General features: G+C 39.9%; 18 protein-coding genes. 9 read left to right on the forward strand and 9 right to left on the reverse strand.

The features are described from left to right. Positions 1-2: 2 nt before the first annotated feature. The 7 genes from PGH07_RS04615 to gpmI form a co-directional block, all read right to left on the reverse strand. Complete coding sequence (locus PGH07_RS04615; protein WP_289412908.1) at positions 3-2,009, reverse strand: TonB-dependent receptor; 2,007 nt, start codon at positions 2,007-2,009, stop codon at positions 3-5. A 110-nt stretch (positions 2,010-2,119) separates the two neighbouring features. Further along, a complete protein-coding gene (locus PGH07_RS04620) occupies positions 2,120-2,815 on the reverse strand; it encodes an energy transducer TonB (RefSeq protein WP_289412909.1) in 696 nt (231 codons plus the stop codon). Between the two features lie 132 nt (positions 2,816-2,947). Next, positions 2,948-3,787, reverse strand: coding sequence for a sensor histidine kinase (locus PGH07_RS04625; protein ID WP_289412911.1), 840 nt, complete (start codon positions 3,785-3,787; stop codon positions 2,948-2,950). Then, positions 3,780-4,442 carry a response regulator transcription factor gene (locus PGH07_RS04630; protein WP_289412913.1) on the reverse strand — a complete coding sequence of 221 codons (663 nt, stop codon included), beginning with the start codon at positions 4,440-4,442 and terminating at the stop codon, positions 3,780-3,782. Before PGH07_RS04630 ends, PGH07_RS04625 begins: the two co-directional genes overlap by 8 nt. A 30-nt stretch (positions 4,443-4,472) precedes the next feature. Next, positions 4,473-5,216: a 3-oxoacyl-ACP reductase FabG gene (fabG, locus tag PGH07_RS04635; protein WP_289412915.1), complete on the reverse strand. Its 744-nt coding sequence runs from the start codon at positions 5,214-5,216 to the stop codon at positions 4,473-4,475. 42 nt (positions 5,217-5,258) lie between these two features. Further along, positions 5,259-5,600 carry a TerB family tellurite resistance protein gene (locus PGH07_RS04640; RefSeq protein ID WP_289412918.1) on the reverse strand — a complete coding sequence of 114 codons (342 nt, stop codon included), beginning with the start codon at positions 5,598-5,600 and terminating at the stop codon, positions 5,259-5,261. Between the two features lie 196 nt (positions 5,601-5,796). After that, positions 5,797-7,278 carry a 2,3-bisphosphoglycerate-independent phosphoglycerate mutase gene (gpmI, locus tag PGH07_RS04645; RefSeq protein ID WP_289412920.1) on the reverse strand — a complete coding sequence of 494 codons (1,482 nt, stop codon included), beginning with the start codon at positions 7,276-7,278 and terminating at the stop codon, positions 5,797-5,799. A gap of 87 nt (positions 7,279-7,365) precedes the next feature. Between gpmI and mraY the strand changes: the two genes are divergently transcribed. The 7 genes from mraY (at position 7,366) to PGH07_RS04680 (ending at position 13,725) form a co-directional block, all read left to right on the forward strand. Then, positions 7,366-8,424, forward strand: a complete 1,059-nt coding sequence (gene mraY, locus PGH07_RS04650; RefSeq protein WP_289412922.1) for a phospho-N-acetylmuramoyl-pentapeptide-transferase — start codon at positions 7,366-7,368, stop codon at positions 8,422-8,424. A 109-nt stretch (positions 8,425-8,533) separates the two neighbouring features. After that, positions 8,534-9,736: a UDP-N-acetylmuramoyl-L-alanine--D-glutamate ligase gene (gene murD / locus PGH07_RS04655; RefSeq protein WP_289412923.1), complete on the forward strand. Its 1,203-nt coding sequence runs from the start codon at positions 8,534-8,536 to the stop codon at positions 9,734-9,736. A gap of 72 nt (positions 9,737-9,808) precedes the next feature. Continuing rightward, positions 9,809-10,621 carry a hypothetical protein gene (locus PGH07_RS04660; protein WP_289412924.1) on the forward strand — a complete coding sequence of 271 codons (813 nt, stop codon included), beginning with the start codon at positions 9,809-9,811 and terminating at the stop codon, positions 10,619-10,621. After that, on the forward strand, positions 10,621-11,250 hold the full coding sequence (gene gmk / locus PGH07_RS04665; protein WP_289412925.1) for a guanylate kinase: 630 nt from the start codon (positions 10,621-10,623) through the stop codon (positions 11,248-11,250). Before PGH07_RS04660 ends, gmk begins: the two co-directional genes overlap by 1 nt. Before the next feature lie 70 nt (positions 11,251-11,320). Continuing rightward, positions 11,321-11,548: a Sec-independent protein translocase subunit TatA/TatB gene (locus PGH07_RS04670; protein WP_289412926.1), complete on the forward strand. Its 228-nt coding sequence runs from the start codon at positions 11,321-11,323 to the stop codon at positions 11,546-11,548. A 112-nt stretch (positions 11,549-11,660) separates the two neighbouring features. Beyond that, positions 11,661-13,358, forward strand: coding sequence for an arginine--tRNA ligase (gene argS / locus PGH07_RS04675; RefSeq protein WP_289412927.1), 1,698 nt, complete (start codon positions 11,661-11,663; stop codon positions 13,356-13,358). A 31-nt stretch (positions 13,359-13,389) separates the two neighbouring features. Further along, the gene (locus PGH07_RS04680) at positions 13,390-13,725 is read left to right on the forward strand and encodes a hypothetical protein (protein ID WP_289412928.1); all 336 of its coding nucleotides are present in this window, start codon (positions 13,390-13,392) and stop codon (positions 13,723-13,725) included. On the opposite strand, the gene rsfS is transcribed toward PGH07_RS04680, so the two are convergent. Both rsfS and nadD read right to left on the reverse strand, forming a co-directional pair. Continuing rightward, the gene (rsfS, locus tag PGH07_RS04685; protein ID WP_289412929.1) at positions 13,722-14,069 is read right to left on the reverse strand and encodes a ribosome silencing factor; all 348 of its coding nucleotides are present in this window, start codon (positions 14,067-14,069) and stop codon (positions 13,722-13,724) included. The genes PGH07_RS04680 and rsfS overlap by 4 nt on opposite strands. A gap of 6 nt (positions 14,070-14,075) precedes the next feature. Continuing rightward, positions 14,076-14,654 (reverse strand): nicotinate (nicotinamide) nucleotide adenylyltransferase, encoded by a 579-nt coding sequence (gene nadD / locus PGH07_RS04690; RefSeq protein ID WP_289412930.1) that lies wholly within the window; start codon positions 14,652-14,654, stop codon positions 14,076-14,078. A gap of 59 nt (positions 14,655-14,713) precedes the next feature. Between nadD and gap the strand changes: the two genes are divergently transcribed. Beyond that, positions 14,714-15,706 carry a type I glyceraldehyde-3-phosphate dehydrogenase gene (gene gap, locus PGH07_RS04695; protein ID WP_289412931.1) on the forward strand — a complete coding sequence of 331 codons (993 nt, stop codon included), beginning with the start codon at positions 14,714-14,716 and terminating at the stop codon, positions 15,704-15,706. A gap of 107 nt (positions 15,707-15,813) precedes the next feature. Continuing rightward, positions 15,814-17,004 (forward strand): phosphoglycerate kinase, encoded by a 1,191-nt coding sequence (locus tag PGH07_RS04700; RefSeq protein WP_289412932.1) that lies wholly within the window; start codon positions 15,814-15,816, stop codon positions 17,002-17,004.

A 17,004-nucleotide genomic window follows, 5' to 3' on the forward strand; every position in this document is an offset into this window, starting at 1 on the left:
TCCTAGAATTTGTATTTTAGATTTGTATAGAAATAACGTCCGGGTTCATTCAGCAACATTACATCCCCACCGCCGTAAATCAAAGTTAGGTCTCGATAAGTATTTGATGTTGCATAAGTAGAGCCAAACACGTTATCCACACCTACAGTCAACTCAACATTGTTTCCAAATGTTTTCGTTCCTTTAAGGTTCAAGACACCATATGCATCAAGTTTCTGCTCGCCATTAATTGCATCATAGTGTACCCATGCATCCGATGCTATCACCTCAGCATTAAGTAAGAGGCTTGGATCTACTTCATAGTTCACTGCCAAGTTCATCTTGAATGGTGGAATTTCCGGAAGATCTTGATCCTCCTGTCCAACTATATTACCAGCATCCAGTTTTTTCCCGTTTTGCTTTGACATTCCGATATCAAAAGAGAGTGATTCTGTTGCGAAGTAGGTACCGCTGAGATCAAATCCCCAGATTCTTGCATCGATATTATCAAACGTTTTCTGTACTGAGTTATAAGCAATGAAATTTTTCAAATAACTGTAAAAGAACTTCGCTTTAACGACAGCATTTTCATATTTCTTTTCCAGACCCATGTCGATCTCATTGTTAGTAACCTTTTTCAGATCGAAATTACCGATTCTTAGACCACTTTTATCATAATAGTAGAGTTCTCTTCCATCCGGTACTCTGTTTCCTATACCTGCACCTACGAAATATTTTGTTGTTTCATTGGCATGATAAGTAGCAAGTATATTTCCACTTATACTGTTGTAACTTCTGTCAGGAACGCTTGTATTTGTATCTGCCGTAGTGATCTCAGTATTATCATATCTTAGCCCCATATCAATTTCGAATTGATCTACCGTCATCTTATCTTTAATGAAAATACCTGCATTTTCCGTATCTACGTCCCAAATACTATTATATTGGCTAGATAACGGCATATCATTCATATAATACTTCCCATCCCAATTTCTCAGACTATAATCAAGTCCTACTGCAAGTGCATGGTTTCCGAGTTCAAACTCATTTTTAAGTTTCGCACCCTGTACCTTTGTAGTCAGTGCATGTGTCATTACGCCCATCATCATAGAAGATTTTCTATACTCATTTGACATTGGGTGATCTACTTCGGTTTGGTAAAGGTTCAATGAAAGTTTTTTAGAATATTCTCCAAGATCTTTTGCAATATACTCTGCAGTATAGATATCACTGTCATCATAAATTGCATCCATTGGGGTATTCGGGTAAAGGATATTATCACTTCTGTTCGCTGTATAGCCTAATCTCAATTCCTGATTTTCAGCAATATCCCAAAAAAGTTTTGCCATCATTGTTTTTTTACTAAATGCATCCATGTCTCGCTGACTTGGAAGGTATGCCATACCTCCTGCAGTAGCGTGATCAGCGATGTAGTTATCTTGTTGTTCAGCAAAAGTATTACCGTCACCATCCTCATACTGGCCGCCTCTCTCTGTAGAAGCACTGAGCAAGAATCTGACATTTTCTACACCGCCGCTTACATTGAAGTAACCTTTTTTATAATCCCAGCTTCCTAAGTTCAATCCTACTTCACCTGTGAACTCTTTAGAAGGCTTTAGTGTACTAATCTTTACATCCGCACCTAAATTTCCAAAGTCTTCGACATTGAAAGGCCCTTCATTGATCTCGATATAATCTACATTGTTAGTAGCAATATGTGAAATAGGAGGGTCCATTCTGTTTGGACATGCACCACATACTTTTGCACCATCGATCAATACATTGATATTATCCTTCTTCATCCCTCTTACGATAATATCATTTGAGATACCACTTCTACGTACCAATGCAACACTTGGAGATGTCTTAAAAAGTGCGTCGGCCAAGTCAGCAGATTTGATCTCTTCCCCACTTACATCCTTGATCACTTCTGTGTCTACTTTTCCCTCGACTTCTATCTCATCTAACTCTACCGGTGCAGCTTGAAGAGCCATTGCAGTCAGTAGTGAAAGTCCCACAACCTTTTTCATTCCTTATACTCCTTATTTTCATAGCTTATAAGTAAAACAAAATAGTGTTAAATGTTTGTTAAATTCTCTTTGCGGTTGTTTCAGAAACCAGAAGTTTGTTACCTTGTAGCCTATCTGCTCAGTTTGTAGTGAAGTGTGACAGAAACTTGTTCAGGTAAAGAGATGGGTATATTTTTGACCGCAATAGGAAAAGCCTTTTGCACTGCTTCTTTCGCTGATGTATGAAAAACCTTTGGTCCGTTCACTGTAATGCCGGAGACTTGGCCGTTTGACAAGATGGTAAAGCTGATTCTGACACTCCCTTGCATTCCACGGCGCTTGGCAATATTCGGATAGTGCTTGTTGCGATTGATACGATCTCTCACCTTTGCAAGAAAGAGGTTTTTCTCTTCAGCTGTACTCTGCTGTTTTTTACTGCTTTTAAGCGCACTTATTTTCTGTGTAGGCGGTTTTTTGGTTTTTTTGACTACATTTTTTAGCTTTTCTTTTTTTTCTTTGGGTTTTTTGATCTCCTGTTTTTGCACTATAGGTTCTGGTTTTGGCTGCTCTAATGGCTTAGGTTTTTCTATAATAGGCTCAGGGGGCGGTGTTTTTTCTACCGGGGGTGGTGTTTCTTCTTTTATGGGTTCAGATCTTTGTTCTACTATTTCCGGCTGGTATGCCTGAAGGCTGAGCTCAATGGTTTTAACAAATGATTTTTTATCTGATACATTGACGGTTTGGGAAAAATAAAGCAGCGTAAATCCTGCTGTCAGATAGATGAGACTTGTTACTAAAAAAGAGAGTAAAAACCGATATTTAGACACACAACCTCTTTTTGAAATGCATTATAACAAAAGTCATAAAAGCGTTTTACCATTTTTATTTTATAAACTCTTGCATGATGATACATAATCCATTTATTTTTTACTTTCAGATTATATGATGCAAATGTTAATTTAGTGTGAAGTGATCTTTGTCAAATTAAGCGAAACAGTAGTTCCCTCATTCTTTTGTGATTTGATCTGTATATCGATACCCTCACTATCACAATAAGATTTTACCAGTGCAAGACCTATCCCTTCTCCCTCTTTGGAACTGTCTGCCTGATAGTAACGCTCATAGATCTTTAAAAGCTCTGTTTCACTCATCCCGTCTCCCTGATCACTGATATTTAGAGTATCTTGATTAAGGGACAATGTAATGGATGTATCTTTGGATGAATACTTCATTGCATTCATCAAGATATTGTCTATTACTTTCTCAAATCCTATCTTATCAGCCGTGATCATATAGTGCATAACATCCACTATAAAACTATTGCGATCAAATGCTTCAAATACCGCTACCCTCTCTTCTAAAACTTTTTTAAGATCAAAGTTCTCTTTTTCGATAGGGTGTAACTCTTTTTTGATACTGTAAACTAGTTCCCTATAAAGTCTTTCAAGTCTTTTGGAAGATGCTTCAATACGTGCGATACGGTCCAAACTTTTCTGATCATCCAATTTTCTGGCGATGAGTTTAGTATTGGCCTGGATGGTTGCAAGCGGGATATTAAGTTCATGCAATATCTCTTTGGTAAGTTGAGAAAGGTTTTCATCGATTCTTTTTTGCTGTGCCAGCAGCGTAGAGATAAAGATATATCCGAACATAACGGCAAATAGCAGAAGTATCAGTGATACTAAGAGGTATATCTTAACAGAGATACCCCATGTATTAAGCATATGATACATAAAACCAAGGAAAAATCCTATGCTGATCACATAGATAACTGTTCCCCAGACTACCCGTTTATGCATCAATATTCTCAAATTTGTAGCCAACGCCACGGATATTGCTGATATATTCAGGGAAAAGTTTTTTAAGCTGTGTCACATAGACACGTATCGAACCGTCACTTGGCATCTGATTCGCTGTCCAAAGCTGTTCTTTGATAAACTCATTAGATACCACATCCCCTTTGGATTGGATAAAGAGCATCAACAGTTCTATCACTTTGATCGTAAGATCTACTTCTTTATCTCTATGATAGAGTATTTTGTTTTTCACATCCAGGGTATACTCACCGATCAAAACGTTTTGAGTTCGTGTCTGCCTGCGAAGCAGAGCTTCGATACGCACTTGAAGTTCATCAAAGTCAATAGGCTTTTTCATGTAGTCATCTGCCCCTAAACTAAATCCTTCAACAAGTGAATCTTTATCATCTCTAGAGGTCAAAAAAATCGTCGGGGTCATATCCCCTGCACTGCGTAGTTTGTCCAGAAGGTCAAATCCGCTTTCATAAGGCAGATTCACATCAAATAGGTAGATATCGTACTTATTCTCATATGTGAGGTCAAGCGCTGAATAGGGATCCATCACAGCATCCAGCGCATAGCCCTCTTCTTCTAGAAAATCCTGAAGTGTTTCATTGAAAAGTTGATCATCTTCCAGGACAAGTATTTTAGTAGACATCCATACCTCACAATTTAGGCAAAGCCTAAATTACATATACATCCCGCCATTGACTTTCAATGTCTCACCGGTAATGTAAGAAGCATGATCAGAAAGTAAAAATGCTACTGCATCAGCCACCTCTTTCGGCTCACCGAATCTTCCCAACGGGATCTTCGCAGTAAAGGCATCTTTGATCTCATCTTTGAGTACCTCTGTCATCTCTGTTGCAATAAAGCCCGGGGTGATAGTATTGTATCTGATACCTCTTGGTGCAGCTTCTTGTGCAAATGACTTGGTCATCGCGATTGTTCCCCCCTTACTTGCCGAGTAGTTAGTTTGACCTGCATTTCCTGTCTCACCTACGATCGATGCGATATTGACTACTGAACCAAAACGCTTTTTACTCATTACTTTTAGTGCTTCTCTACACCCGACGAATGAAGACTTCAGGTTAGCATTAATGACATCCATGAACTGTTCTGTCTTCATTCTCATTGCAAGTCCATCTTTGGTGATACCTGCATTATTGACAAGGTAACTCATCTCACCGTCTTCTTCTACAATATGTTTGATTGCATCTACAAAAGCATCTTCATCACTCACGTCAAAACCGATTACCTCAGCTTTACCGCCTTCTGCTTCGATCGCTGCTTTTACTGCATTAGCCTCAGCTTCACCGCTACGGTAATTGATCCAGACTTTGAGCCCCATTTCAGCCAATCTTTTAGCAATCTCTGCACCGATACCTCTGCTGGCACCGGTAACAAGAACATTATTTCCACTAAATTTCATCATAATCCCTTAAAATCTTTGCGATATTGTATCATGAAGCGCTTAATGACAATCGAAGAACTCGTTTTTTAATTTTTCAAAGAACTCATAATCTTCAGGAGTGATCTTATCTGAGTAAATGATATGGTTCAGTTGTTCCATTAAATGATATTTAGAAATTTTGTCTTCACACAGTGCAGTTTTAATAATCTGGATATGATGATCAAGATCATACTCTTTGTCCATAAGATCTTCCAGGAGCGATTTAGCTTCAGCCTCACTGCATTTAAAATCCTGTCCAAGTATGTTACAAAAGAGGGGAGCCTCCTTCTCTACATCCCTACCATCCAATTTAATAATGTGTGCTAAAAGTGTGGCGACTGATTCTTTAATTTTTGTATTCATAAAGTACCACCTTTCTTAACTTATCTTTTTGGATATATTGTATCATATTTAAAAAAGAGGTTGGTCTTTAATTGTTTAAAAAAGTATCAAAACGAAGTAATATGTGAGTAAAGTCGTCATAGACCTTTACGATGACGATGCCATTGGCATTTTGCAAACAGCATCGTTTAAAAAATATTGTTAAATGGTAAACACCCTAGAAAAGTGGTTCATCCATCTCATCAGGTATCTGCAGACCCATTATTTTAAGTACGGTCGGTGCTACATTATTGAGCCCGCATCCTTCTTTGAGTTTTTCTACACCATCAGCCATTACCCAGCACCATACTTCTCCTACGGTGTGATTGGTCAAGATATGGCCCTCTTCATCTACCATCTCTTCACAGTTTCCGTGATCTGATGTAAGCACGATCGCATAGTTTTGCTCTTTTGCTTTTTCGATGATCTTTCCAAGTTCGGTATCAACTGCATGGACCGCTTTACGCGCTGCTTCATAATTTCCGGTATGCCCGACCATATCACCGTTCGCAAAATTAACCACTACAAAATCATAGGCTTCATCCATTGCGGTACGTACGGCTTCACCTACTTCAGGAGCTGACATCTCCGGTTTCATATCATAGGTCTTCACATCCGGACTAGGGATCAGTACGCGGCTTTCACCCTCCATTGGTTCCTCTATACCCCCGTTAAGGAAGAATGTTACATGGGCATACTTCTCAGTCTCTGCCGTGTGCAGCTGACGTAACCCTGCCTTACTTACCACTTCAGCCAGTGTGTTTTTAGGTGCCTCTTTAGGGAAAAGAACCGGATATGGGAATGTCGAATCATACTGTGTCATCGTAGCGATATGCAGTGGCTTAAATGCTCTGTCAAATTCACTGAAGTCAGCATCACCCAATGCCGTAGTGATCTCACGTACCCTATCTGAACGGAAGTTGGTCATGATCACCGTATCACCCTCAGCTATACCTTGATATCCTTCAAAAGCTACAGGCATTATGAACTCATCGGTTTCTTTTTTCGCATAGCTTTCATCTACATACTCTGTCGCAGAAAGGGTCGTAACAGGAGTAGCTTCTGCAATCGCTCTGTACCCTTTCTCAACTCTTTCCCAACGGTTATCCCTGTCCATTGTATAAAAGCGCCCGCCAAGCGTGGCGATAGAGATATCCTCATCTGTGATCCCTTCGATCTGTTCAATGTAAGTTTTTGAAGAAGTCGGGCTTACATCTCTTCCATCGGTGATCAGATGCAAAAATACTCTCTTACCTCTTGCTTTTGCAAGCTTTGCCAGTCCGATCGTATGCTCAATATGCGAGTGTACACCACCGTCACTAAGCAATCCGACAAGATGTACCCTGTCACTTTTGGCCAATATCTCATTAAGTGCAGCATTCTGCTCAATACTTCCGTCCTTAAGAGCCAATGAGATCTTCACGAGATCTTGATAGAGTATACGACCGCTTCCTATGGTCATATGTCCTACTTCTGAGTTTCCCATCTGTCCTTCAGGCAATCCGACACTGAGCCCATGGGTAGAGATCAGCACTCTTGGTGTCTCCTCAAAAAGTTTGTCATAGGTTGGTTTTACCGCATCTTTGAATGCGTTGCATTTACTGTCAGGTTTGCACCCGATACCATCAGTAATAATTAAAACTGTTTTTTGAATATCCATTAAGTACCCTATTCTTGTCAAGTCTTATATTTTATTGAAATGATAGTAAAATAACCTTTTTTAATCCTAAAACCAAAAAAGAGACCCATGTTATACGAACTCTCGCATCTTTTAGATATCAACCTTTTTGGATACATTACCGTAAGATCAGGCTTTGCGTTCTTTATCGCATTTATTTTGACTCTTATTATCATGCCTAAATACCTGGCATGGGCGATCTCAAAAAAAGCCAACCAACCCATCAATAAATATGTCCCTGCACATGAAGGTAAACGCCATACACCGACCATGGGCGGAGCAGTATTTATCTCTTCTACAGTAATTGCTGTACTTTTGAGTGCTAATCTGGGGAACATTTTTGTCTTGGCAGGGCTTATTACCCTTATCGGCTTTGGTTTCGTAGGATTTAAAGATGATATCGGGAAGATCCTTTCCGGGAACAACCTTGAAGGGCTTTCTGCTAGAGGCAAGTTGGCAGGACAAGTGATTGTAGCCTTGATTGCTATAGGACTTCTTTTGTATGCCGAATTTCCTACAACATTCTATATCCCATTTTTCAAAAACGAACTTTTTGATATGAGCTATTTTGCAATTATTTTCTGGGTATTGGTATTTTTGGCTACTACCAATGCGGTTAACCTGACTGACGGGCTTGACGGACTTGCAACCGTACCTTCTGTCATTGCACTTGTCACACTTGGTACGATCATCTATGTTACAGGTCATGCGATTTTTTCAGGCTACCTGCTTGTGCCAAATATCAAAGGGGTAGGAGAAGTGACGATCATGGCTGCTGCTCTTGCAGGAGGGCTCTTAGGATTTCTATGGTACAACTGTTATCCTGCTGAGATCTTTATGGGCGATACCGGTAGTTTGGCAATCGGTGGATTTTTAGCATATCTGGCAATCCTCGGGAAAAGTGAAGTACTGCTTATCTTGATCGGTCTGATCTTTGTAATAGAGACGGTTTCAGTGATCTTGCAGGTAGGTAGTTTCAAATTACGCGGGAAAAAAGTCTTTTTGATGGCTCCGATACACCATCACTTTGAAATGAAAAAATGGGCAGAGAACAAGATTATCGTACGTTTCTGGATGATCTCCCTTATTGCCAATATTCTTGCACTCATCTCATTTAAGTTTAGATGAGAAACATTAAGCAAACGACAACATTCCGTCGTTTGTAGTTGCTAAAACAAAGCGCTCATAACAAAGTAAAGCCGTAAAGACAAACATGTTGAATACAATGGACAATAAAATGAACAAACCTACACTTTTTGGATATGGACTGACCACTCGGGCGATAGCAAAAGCTCTTAGCGGAGGATGTACCTTTTTTGATGATAATGTCAAAGAAGCATTTATTGATGAAGAAGGTAACCAGATCCTTCCATCACACCTCTTTGATCCCGAAGCAAGCGAACTTGAAGTCACAACACCTAGTCTTAAGCCAGATCATCCGCTGATCAAAAGTGCCAAAAACCTGCTTAGTGAGTATGACTATTTTTCTAAAGTCATGCCCTTTAGCATCTGGATATCCGGAACCAATGGTAAGACGACAACCACACAGATGCTGACATACTTACTTGAGAAGCGCGGTGCCGTATCCGGCGGGAATATCGGTACGCCACTGGCAGACCTTGATAACAAAGCACCGATATGGGTACTTGAAACCAGCTCTTTTACCCTGCATCATACGAAAATCGCATCACCAAATATCTATTTGCTGCTGCCTATCACGCCGGATCATCTTGATTGGCATGGTACTCCTGAACAGTATGAGGCAGACAAGCTTGCACCGCTCAAGACGATGAGAGAAGGTGAACTTGCACTGATTCCAAAAGGCCTGGAAGTACCTCAGACACATGCCTATGTGGTAGAGTATGACTCTAACGCATTTTTGGAAAACTACTTTGACCTTGATGCTAGTCAGATTGAATTCAAAGGTGCATTTTTACAAGATGCATTGCTTGCTTTGGCGATCACAAAAGTACTTTTTGATGAAACTGACTATGATCTCATCAACGCTTTCAAACTCGATGGACATAGACAAGAGAAGATAGAAGATTCTCAAGGCAGAGTATGGATCAATGACTCTAAAGCAACCAATCTTGATGCCGCCATCCAGGCCATCAAAGTATTTGAAGATCAAAGGATACATTTGATACTCGGAGGGGAGGACAAAGGCGTTGACCTTACCCCGCTCTTTAAAGTCATGCAGAGTTGTAATATCAAGATCTATACAATCGGTGCAAATAACAACAGGCTTCTGAATCTGGCAAAAACCTATGGAATTGAAGCCCATGAGTCAAAAACGATAGATGAAGCCGTTGCAGCTATTGACCAGGAACATACCCTTGACTCGATTGCATTGCTCTCCCCGGCAGCTGCAAGTTTTGATCAGTTTAAGTCCTACAAAGACAGAGGAGAGACGTTTATAAGGCTCGTGAAGGCTTTATAGCGTCACAACAAGACATAATCAATTTTTGATTATAATCGTTCATATTCAATATTAAAAAAGGATTCTTTCTGCATGCAAATTTTATTGCTCAATACAAACCCTGTTGTTTCCAGACTCATTACACTTTGTTTAAAAGACAGGCATGCAGAACTCTATGAATTCTCCTCTCAAGAAGAGATTGAAGATAAGGCATATGACCTTGCTTTTATCGATGATGCAAGTTACAAAAAGATCTCCCCTGATATACTAAAAAAACTCCGTATAGCTAAACTGGTACTGCTTACAAGCCATCCTGATGAAAGAAATGAACTTATTGATGTTGTGATCAAAAAACCATTTCTTCCTTCCAAAATTATAGAAGTAATAGACTCTCTTGAGCTTATAGAAACATCTGAATCAGAAGCAGATGAACCACCTCATATCTTTCCTCTCTCGGAAGCGGAAGAGACACTCGAAGACTTATATGAGGATGCAAATGATGACGAGCATAAAGATGATGAAGAGCCAACAGCAATATCTCATCCTATTCTAGATATCAGTGAAATCGAAAGAATAAAATCTCTCTTGAACATGGATGATGAGATATACGATGATGACCTATGGGAAAAAGATGAAGATGAATTGGAAACTTTAAAAAGAGAGGTCATCAAACAAAATCTTATTGATGAAGGGCTTGAGATCGTAGAAGAAGAAGATGTGATCAAAGCAGTAGAGAAGGATGTCACACTTCAAATCACACATGATGCCCACAAATCAGAAGAACAGAGAGAAGATTTCGAAACAAAACTGCTGGATGCAATACAAAAAATGAAGACCAAAAAATTGAAAAAACTTCTCAAAGGTGCAGAAGTGACCATTAACATCAATTTCAAAGACAGTGAATAATGAGTAATAAAATATCAAACAACGGAGCAATTTTGGTATTATCCGGCCCAAGCGGCGCAGGAAAAAGTACGATCATCAATGCTGCAGCTGAGGAAATCGGAGAATACTATTTTTCAATCTCTACGACAACACGTCCTCCAAGAGTAGGTGAAGAACATGGCAAAGACTACTTCTTTGTAAGCAAAGAAGAGTTTGAAGAAGACATCAAAGCAGGAAACTTCCTTGAGTATGCCGAAGTACACGGTAACTACTACGGGACATCTCTTAAACCTGTGAGAGAAGCTCTACAAGAGGGGAAACTGGTCATCTTTGATATTGATGTCCAAGGGCACCGTTTGGTACGTGCAAAAATGAATGATATCACTACTTCCGCCTTTATCACACCGCCTACTTTAAGTGAGCTGGAAAGCCGGCTACGTGCCAGATCAACCGACGATGAAGCAGTGATCAGCAAACGAATCGAAAATGCCAAAAAAGAGATATTAGCAGTTGGTGAGTATGATTTTACGATCCTCAATGACACGGTAGAAGATGCAACCAAAGAGTTTGTAATCATAGCTAAAGCTGCAAGACTGAAACAAAACGAAGAAGATCAAACGGAATTTATCACACGATGGTTGACCCACTAAGAAAGATTAAATATTTTCATGTATAATTATCCAAAATTAATGCTCATTGTAGCGAAATAAAAGGACTAATATGGGTATGCCAAGTATGCCAGAACTACTGATCATCTTAGCAATCGTTGTACTTCTTTTTGGAGCAAAGAAGATTCCTGATCTTGCAAAAGGTATAGGAAAAGGGATCAAAGACTTTAAACAAGCGGTAAAAGAAGACGAAGATAAAGAAGAGAAAAAAGAAATTGCTTCAAAAGAAGAACCTAAAACTGAAGCAAAGATCGAAGAAAAAAAGAGCGAAAACGCTTAAAACCTTACGTTCAGTGCTTGGCACTGAACACTATTCACTATACTCTAACTCTCCACTAACTATTTTTTGCTACAATTTCATAATTTAATTATTACGATCATATGGGAACCTTATGAAACTAAAATCACAACTTAATACTCTAATCAAAGAGGCATTTATCAAAGCCGGCATCGATGCAGAACCTATCAGTGTCTCTGAAGCGACACAACCGCAGTTTGGTGACTACCAATTCAACGGTGCTATGGCCTTGGCAAAAAAACTGGGTAAAAATCCCAGAGAGATCGCGACAGATATTCTCAATGCTCTTGATACCTCATCTCTACTCCAAAAAGCTGAAATTGCCGGACCGGGATTTATCAACCTCTGGTTAAAACCCGAGTGGATCGCTTCAGAATGTAAAAAAGCACTGAGTGATGAAAGGATTGGTATCAGCAAACATCAAGAACCGATCAAAGTAGTGGTGGACTACTCCGGACCGAATATGGCAAAACAGATGCACGTAGGACACCTGCGTTCAACAATCATCGGGGATACCATATCAAACCTGCTTGAATTTTTAGGTGATGATGTGATCCGTCAGAACCATATAGGTGATTGGGGAACACAGTTTGGAATGCTCATTGCCTATCTTGAAGAGACAGGTAATGAAGGAGTGGCACAATTATGCGACCTTGAACAATTTTACAAAGAGGCCAAAGGGCGTTTTGATGCAGATCAGGCCTTTGCCGATAAAGCAAGAGAGTATGTCGTTAAGATCCAAAGTGGTGACCATCATTGTCTGAACCTTTGGCAAAAATTCATTGATGCTTCCTTGGGACACTGTGAAGATGTCTATGGAAAACTCTGTGTAAAGTTGACAAGAGAAGATGTTAAAGCGGAGAGCTTTTATAATGAGGATCTGCCTCAAGTGATCGAGGATCTACTTAAAGAAGGATTGCTTCAGGAGAGTAATGGTGCACAGTGTGTCTTCTTAGAAGGAGAAGAGATCCCTGTGATCGTACAAAAGGGAGGCGGAGGATATCTCTATGCTACCACAGACCTCGCTGCACTACGTTACAGAGCCAACGTACTGGATGCAAAACGTATCTGCTATGTTGTAGATGCAAGACAGTCAGAACACTTCAGACAGATCTTTACTGTGGCAAAAACATCACGTTTCGTACCTGAAGATGTGAGATTAGAACATGTAGCCTTTGGAACCATGATGGATAAAAGCGGAAGACCGTTTAAAACACGTGACGGGGGAACCGTTAAACTTATCGACCTGCTGGATGAAGCGGTAATCAGAGCTAAAGAAGCGATCAAAGACAGAGAGAACTACTCTGATGAAGAAGTAGCAAAACTTGCAAAGATCATAGGGATCGGTGCAGTCAAGTATGCTGACCTTGCTATCAACCGTGAATCAAACTATATCTTTGATTGGGATAAGATGCTTAGTTTTGAGGGAAATACTTCACTCTATATGCAGTATGCTTATGCGAGAATCCAAAGTATCTTCAAAAAGCATAATGGACCTGTTGAAGGTGATATCATCATCTCTGATACATTAGAGCAGCAGCTAGCAGTCATGCTGCTTCGTTTTGAAGATATTCTTGGACGTGCTGCAGAAGATACATCACCAAACCAGATCACCACTTATCTTTATGAGATGGTAACACTCTTTATGCGTTTTTATGAGCATAACCCTATCCTCAAAGAGGGTGTGGATGAAGCAACAAAAATGAGCCGTCTGCAACTGGCTGACCTAACTGCAAAAACGATCAAACAAGGACTTGAACTCCTTGGTATTGAAGTAGTAGATAGATTATAATACTTTATATAACAAAGGGAGGAGTAGCATTATGAAAGGTTTTATAATTTTAGCAATTATTTTGACCTTGGGTATCCTCTTTTTGTACTATTCCAAAACAAAAAATCTCAAAAAACTTTTTATCTCACTTGGTACTTTTGGAGGGATACTGGCCTTGGCTGTAGCAGGGAATATAACCAGGCAGGTGATGCCGCTGTTTATAGCACACCTGATCCTTTTGATCTTTGCTTGGGGAGGATTATTTATTTATCTTTTTAAAGACCGTTACTACTGGTGGATACTTTTCTCACCTACAGTAACGATCGGACTTTTCTTGATCATGGAGTTACTCACGGGTTCAGGCCATGAGTATACGATCCTGGGTTAAGCCTCTTCTTCTCTGTTTTTATTTTCGATCAGTTCATTGAGGAACTGTTCAAGTGAATATCGTTGTCTATACTCAGGGATCATAATATGGATCAAGATATCCCCAAGATCTGCAACAGTCCACTCATCTGTTTCATCAGTTGCAAGGAACTGCTCTCCTTGTGGTTTAAGCTCTCTCTTGAGATGATCAAAAAGTGCCTTTGTATGTTTTCCGTTCAGTGAATTTGCTATCACCACACGCTTTGCAACATAATCTGCATTATCTAGGTTAAATACCTCTATCTCTTCGGCTTTTTTATCATCTAGTATCGTGACAATTCTTTCAATTCGTTGGTCTAATGTCATCTATTGTTATCCTTTGTTTATTGACTCTTTTTGAGTTAACACTTGCTTAACAGATTCGGCGATTTTTTTATCTACACCGTCAAGCTGTTGTGTACTTCGTATATGTGTAGAGCTTATCTCTTCATCCAGTTCTATTTTTACCCATTTTCTCAGCATACCGGTATCAAAACTGCTATTTTTTCTTGTAGCTACTACCCATGTCACCTGTTGGTTTAACCACTCATACTGATGCCATTTTGTCAATGATCCAAGGTTGTCAGAACCTATGATAAAATACTTGACATCATATGCATTTTGAAAATGCCTTACAGTATCAGCAGTATACGTACTTTTACCCTGCAAAATCTCATAATCGCTTACTGAAACTTTTTCCAAAGGATCAAAAAGCGTGTGACACCATTGCAATCTGAGATTTGCCGGTGCAAGAGAACTCTGCTTAAACGGATTGAGGTATGCAGGTACGATAAAAAGCCTGTCAATATCCAATGATTCCACAGCTTTTGAGACAATTAGTTGATGTCCCTTATGCGGCGGGTCGAAACTTCCTCCGAAGATTGCAATGGACTCTCGTGCTTCTTTACCCAAATATAACCTCAAATACAGTAAAATTACGCAATTTTAGCATAATAATCAAGGGATAACAAATGGCTGTAAAAGTAGCAATCAACGGACTTGGTAGAATTGGTAGATGTGTAGCACGTATCATCGCTGATAGAGATGATATCGAGCTGGTGGCAGTCAATGCAAGCGGTGCGCATGAAATGATCGAATACAATGTCAAATATGACTCTGTTCATGGTACACGTAAAGACGTTAAAGTAGAAGACGGCTATCTTTGTATAGGTAAAGATAAAGCGAAGATCCTCGCAGAAAGAGATCCTGCAAAACTAGGCTTTGCTGAATTGGGTGTAGAACTGGTATTGGAATGTACCGGTGCTTTTTTGACTTCTGAGAGTGTACAGCCTTATTTGGACAGCGGTATCAAAAAAGTGCTTTTCTCTGCACCTGCAAAAGATGATACTGCAACCTTTGTCATCGGTGCGAATGAGAATGATTATGCCGGACAAGCAATAGTTTCAAATGCAAGCTGTACAACCAACGGTCTTGCACCTGTTGCTAAAGTACTTGATGATGCATTTGGTATCGAAAAAGGTCTTATGACTACGATACACTCTTATACATCATCTCAACCTATCCTAGATGCTAAACACAAAAAAGACCCAAGAAAAGGGCGTTCAGGAGCAACAAACCTGGTTCCGACAACAACAGGTGCAGCAAAAGCGATCTCAAAAGTATTGCCAAACCTTGAAGGGAAACTCAATGGACAAGCGATCAGAGTGCCTACTCCTGATGTTTCTATGGTTGACCTTACTGTGACACTGAATAAAAATGTAACACTGGATGAAGTCAAAGCTGCTTTCATTCATGCAAGCGAAGGTTCACACCAAGGTATCCTCGGTGTAGATACAGAATACAGAGTATCACAAGACTTTGTCGGTGAAGAGCTAAGCTCAGTAGTAGCACTTGACACGATCCAGGTGATCGGAGACAATATGGTCAAGGTACTTTCATGGTATGACAATGAGTGGGGATACTCATGCAGACTTGTAGATATGGCACTTCATATCAGTAAATAAGACAAGTACCAATCGTGACAAGTCACGCAAGAGCCGTCTACGGAAGACAGCCACGTGAAGAGCGGCTTTGCTCTTCTTAAAATCAGTATAAAAAAAGAGGAAAAGAATTGAAAGATATTAAAAATCTAGATATTGCAGGTAAACGTGTATTTATACGTTGTGACTTTAACGTACCTAAAGATGAGTTTGGGAATATTACAGATGATAGACGTATCCGTTCCGCACTGCAAACTATCCGTTACTGTATCGACAGAGAGTGTAAAATCATCCTAGCTTCTCATTATGAAAGACCGGAGCCGGGACAGTACGAAGAGAGATTTTCACTTGCGCCGGTTGCAAAGAGACTACATACACTTCTCAAGATCAAAAATGAGATCTACATGGCAAATGATGTAGTCGGTGAAGATGCAAGAAGCAAAGCCGAAAAGCTTCAGGGTGGTGATATTCTTTTGCTTGAGAACCTACGTTATGAAGCAGGTGAGACTTCCAATGATATAGATTTTGCTAAAAAACTAGCAGACTTTGCAGACTTTTATGTCAATGATGCTTTTGGTGCATGTCACAGAAAACATGCTTCTATCCACGCGATAACACAGTTCTTTGATAAGGACCACAAAGCAGTGGGTTTCTTGATGGAAAAAGAGATCAATTTTTTCTCTAAAGTAATAGAAAACCCTGTTAGACCATTTGTTGCAGTTGTGGGAGGAAGTAAAGTTTCAGGAAAACTTCAAGCACTTACTAACCTCATCGAAAAAGTAGATAAAGTGATTATCGGTGGAGGAATGGCGTTTACCTTCCTTAAAGCACAAGGTCATGAGATCGGAAATTCATTGGTTGAAGATGAGTTGATCGATGAAGCAAAAGCGATCATGGAAAAAGCAACGCAAAACGGTGTAAAGTTCTATCTTCCTGTAGATATAGTCGTTGCTCCTGAGTTTTCTGAAAATACCACTGTAAAGTTCCTACCTACACAAGAGATACCGAAAGGGTGGATGGGACTTGATATCGGACCGGCAAGCAGCCGTCTTTTCCGAGAAGCACTTAATGATGCACAAACCATCATTTGGAATGGACCGATGGGTGTGTATGAGATGGATCGCTTCTCGAAGGGAAGTATTGCAATGTCACACAATATTGCACAGACACATGCAACGACCATTGTAGGCGGTGGAGATACAGCGGACGTAGTCAATAAAGCCGGTGATGCAGATGAAATGACCTTTGTTAGTACAGGTGGCGGTGCTAGCCTCAAACTGATTGAGGGCGAAGAGCTTCCTGGTCTAGAGGCATTGAAGTAA

It is taken from the genome of Sulfurovum zhangzhouensis, assembly GCF_030347965.1.
Taxonomy (GTDB): domain Bacteria; phylum Campylobacterota; class Campylobacteria; order Campylobacterales; family Sulfurovaceae; genus Sulfurovum; species Sulfurovum zhangzhouensis.

Excerpts from the sequence above, each read along its gene's own strand:
- PGH07_RS04615 (WP_289412908.1), bottom strand. The coding sequence starts at position 2,009 with ATGAAAAAGGTTGTGGGACTTTCACTACTGACTGCAATGGCTCTTCAA.
- PGH07_RS04625 (WP_289412911.1), bottom strand. The coding sequence starts at position 3,787 with ATGCATAAACGGGTAGTCTGGGGAACAGTTATCTATGTGATCAGCATA.
- PGH07_RS04630 (WP_289412913.1), bottom strand. The coding sequence starts at position 4,442 with ATGTCTACTAAAATACTTGTCCTGGAAGATGATCAACTTTTCAATGAA.
- fabG (WP_289412915.1), bottom strand. The coding sequence starts at position 5,216 with ATGAAATTTAGTGGAAATAATGTTCTTGTTACCGGTGCCAGCAGAGGT.
- PGH07_RS04640 (WP_289412918.1), bottom strand. The coding sequence starts at position 5,600 with ATGAATACAAAAATTAAAGAATCAGTCGCCACACTTTTAGCACACATT.
- gpmI (WP_289412920.1), bottom strand. The coding sequence starts at position 7,278 with ATGGATATTCAAAAAACAGTTTTAATTATTACTGATGGTATCGGGTGC.
- mraY (WP_289412922.1), top strand. The coding sequence starts at position 7,366 with ATGTTATACGAACTCTCGCATCTTTTAGATATCAACCTTTTTGGATAC.
- murD (WP_289412923.1), top strand. The coding sequence starts at position 8,534 with ATGAACAAACCTACACTTTTTGGATATGGACTGACCACTCGGGCGATA.
- PGH07_RS04660 (WP_289412924.1), top strand. The coding sequence starts at position 9,809 with ATGCAAATTTTATTGCTCAATACAAACCCTGTTGTTTCCAGACTCATT.
- gmk (WP_289412925.1), top strand. The coding sequence starts at position 10,621 with ATGAGTAATAAAATATCAAACAACGGAGCAATTTTGGTATTATCCGGC.
- PGH07_RS04670 (WP_289412926.1), top strand. The coding sequence starts at position 11,321 with ATGGGTATGCCAAGTATGCCAGAACTACTGATCATCTTAGCAATCGTT.
- argS (WP_289412927.1), top strand. The coding sequence starts at position 11,661 with ATGAAACTAAAATCACAACTTAATACTCTAATCAAAGAGGCATTTATC.
- PGH07_RS04680 (WP_289412928.1), top strand. The coding sequence starts at position 13,390 with ATGAAAGGTTTTATAATTTTAGCAATTATTTTGACCTTGGGTATCCTC.
- rsfS (WP_289412929.1), bottom strand. The coding sequence starts at position 14,069 with ATGACATTAGACCAACGAATTGAAAGAATTGTCACGATACTAGATGAT.
- gap (WP_289412931.1), top strand. The coding sequence starts at position 14,714 with ATGGCTGTAAAAGTAGCAATCAACGGACTTGGTAGAATTGGTAGATGT.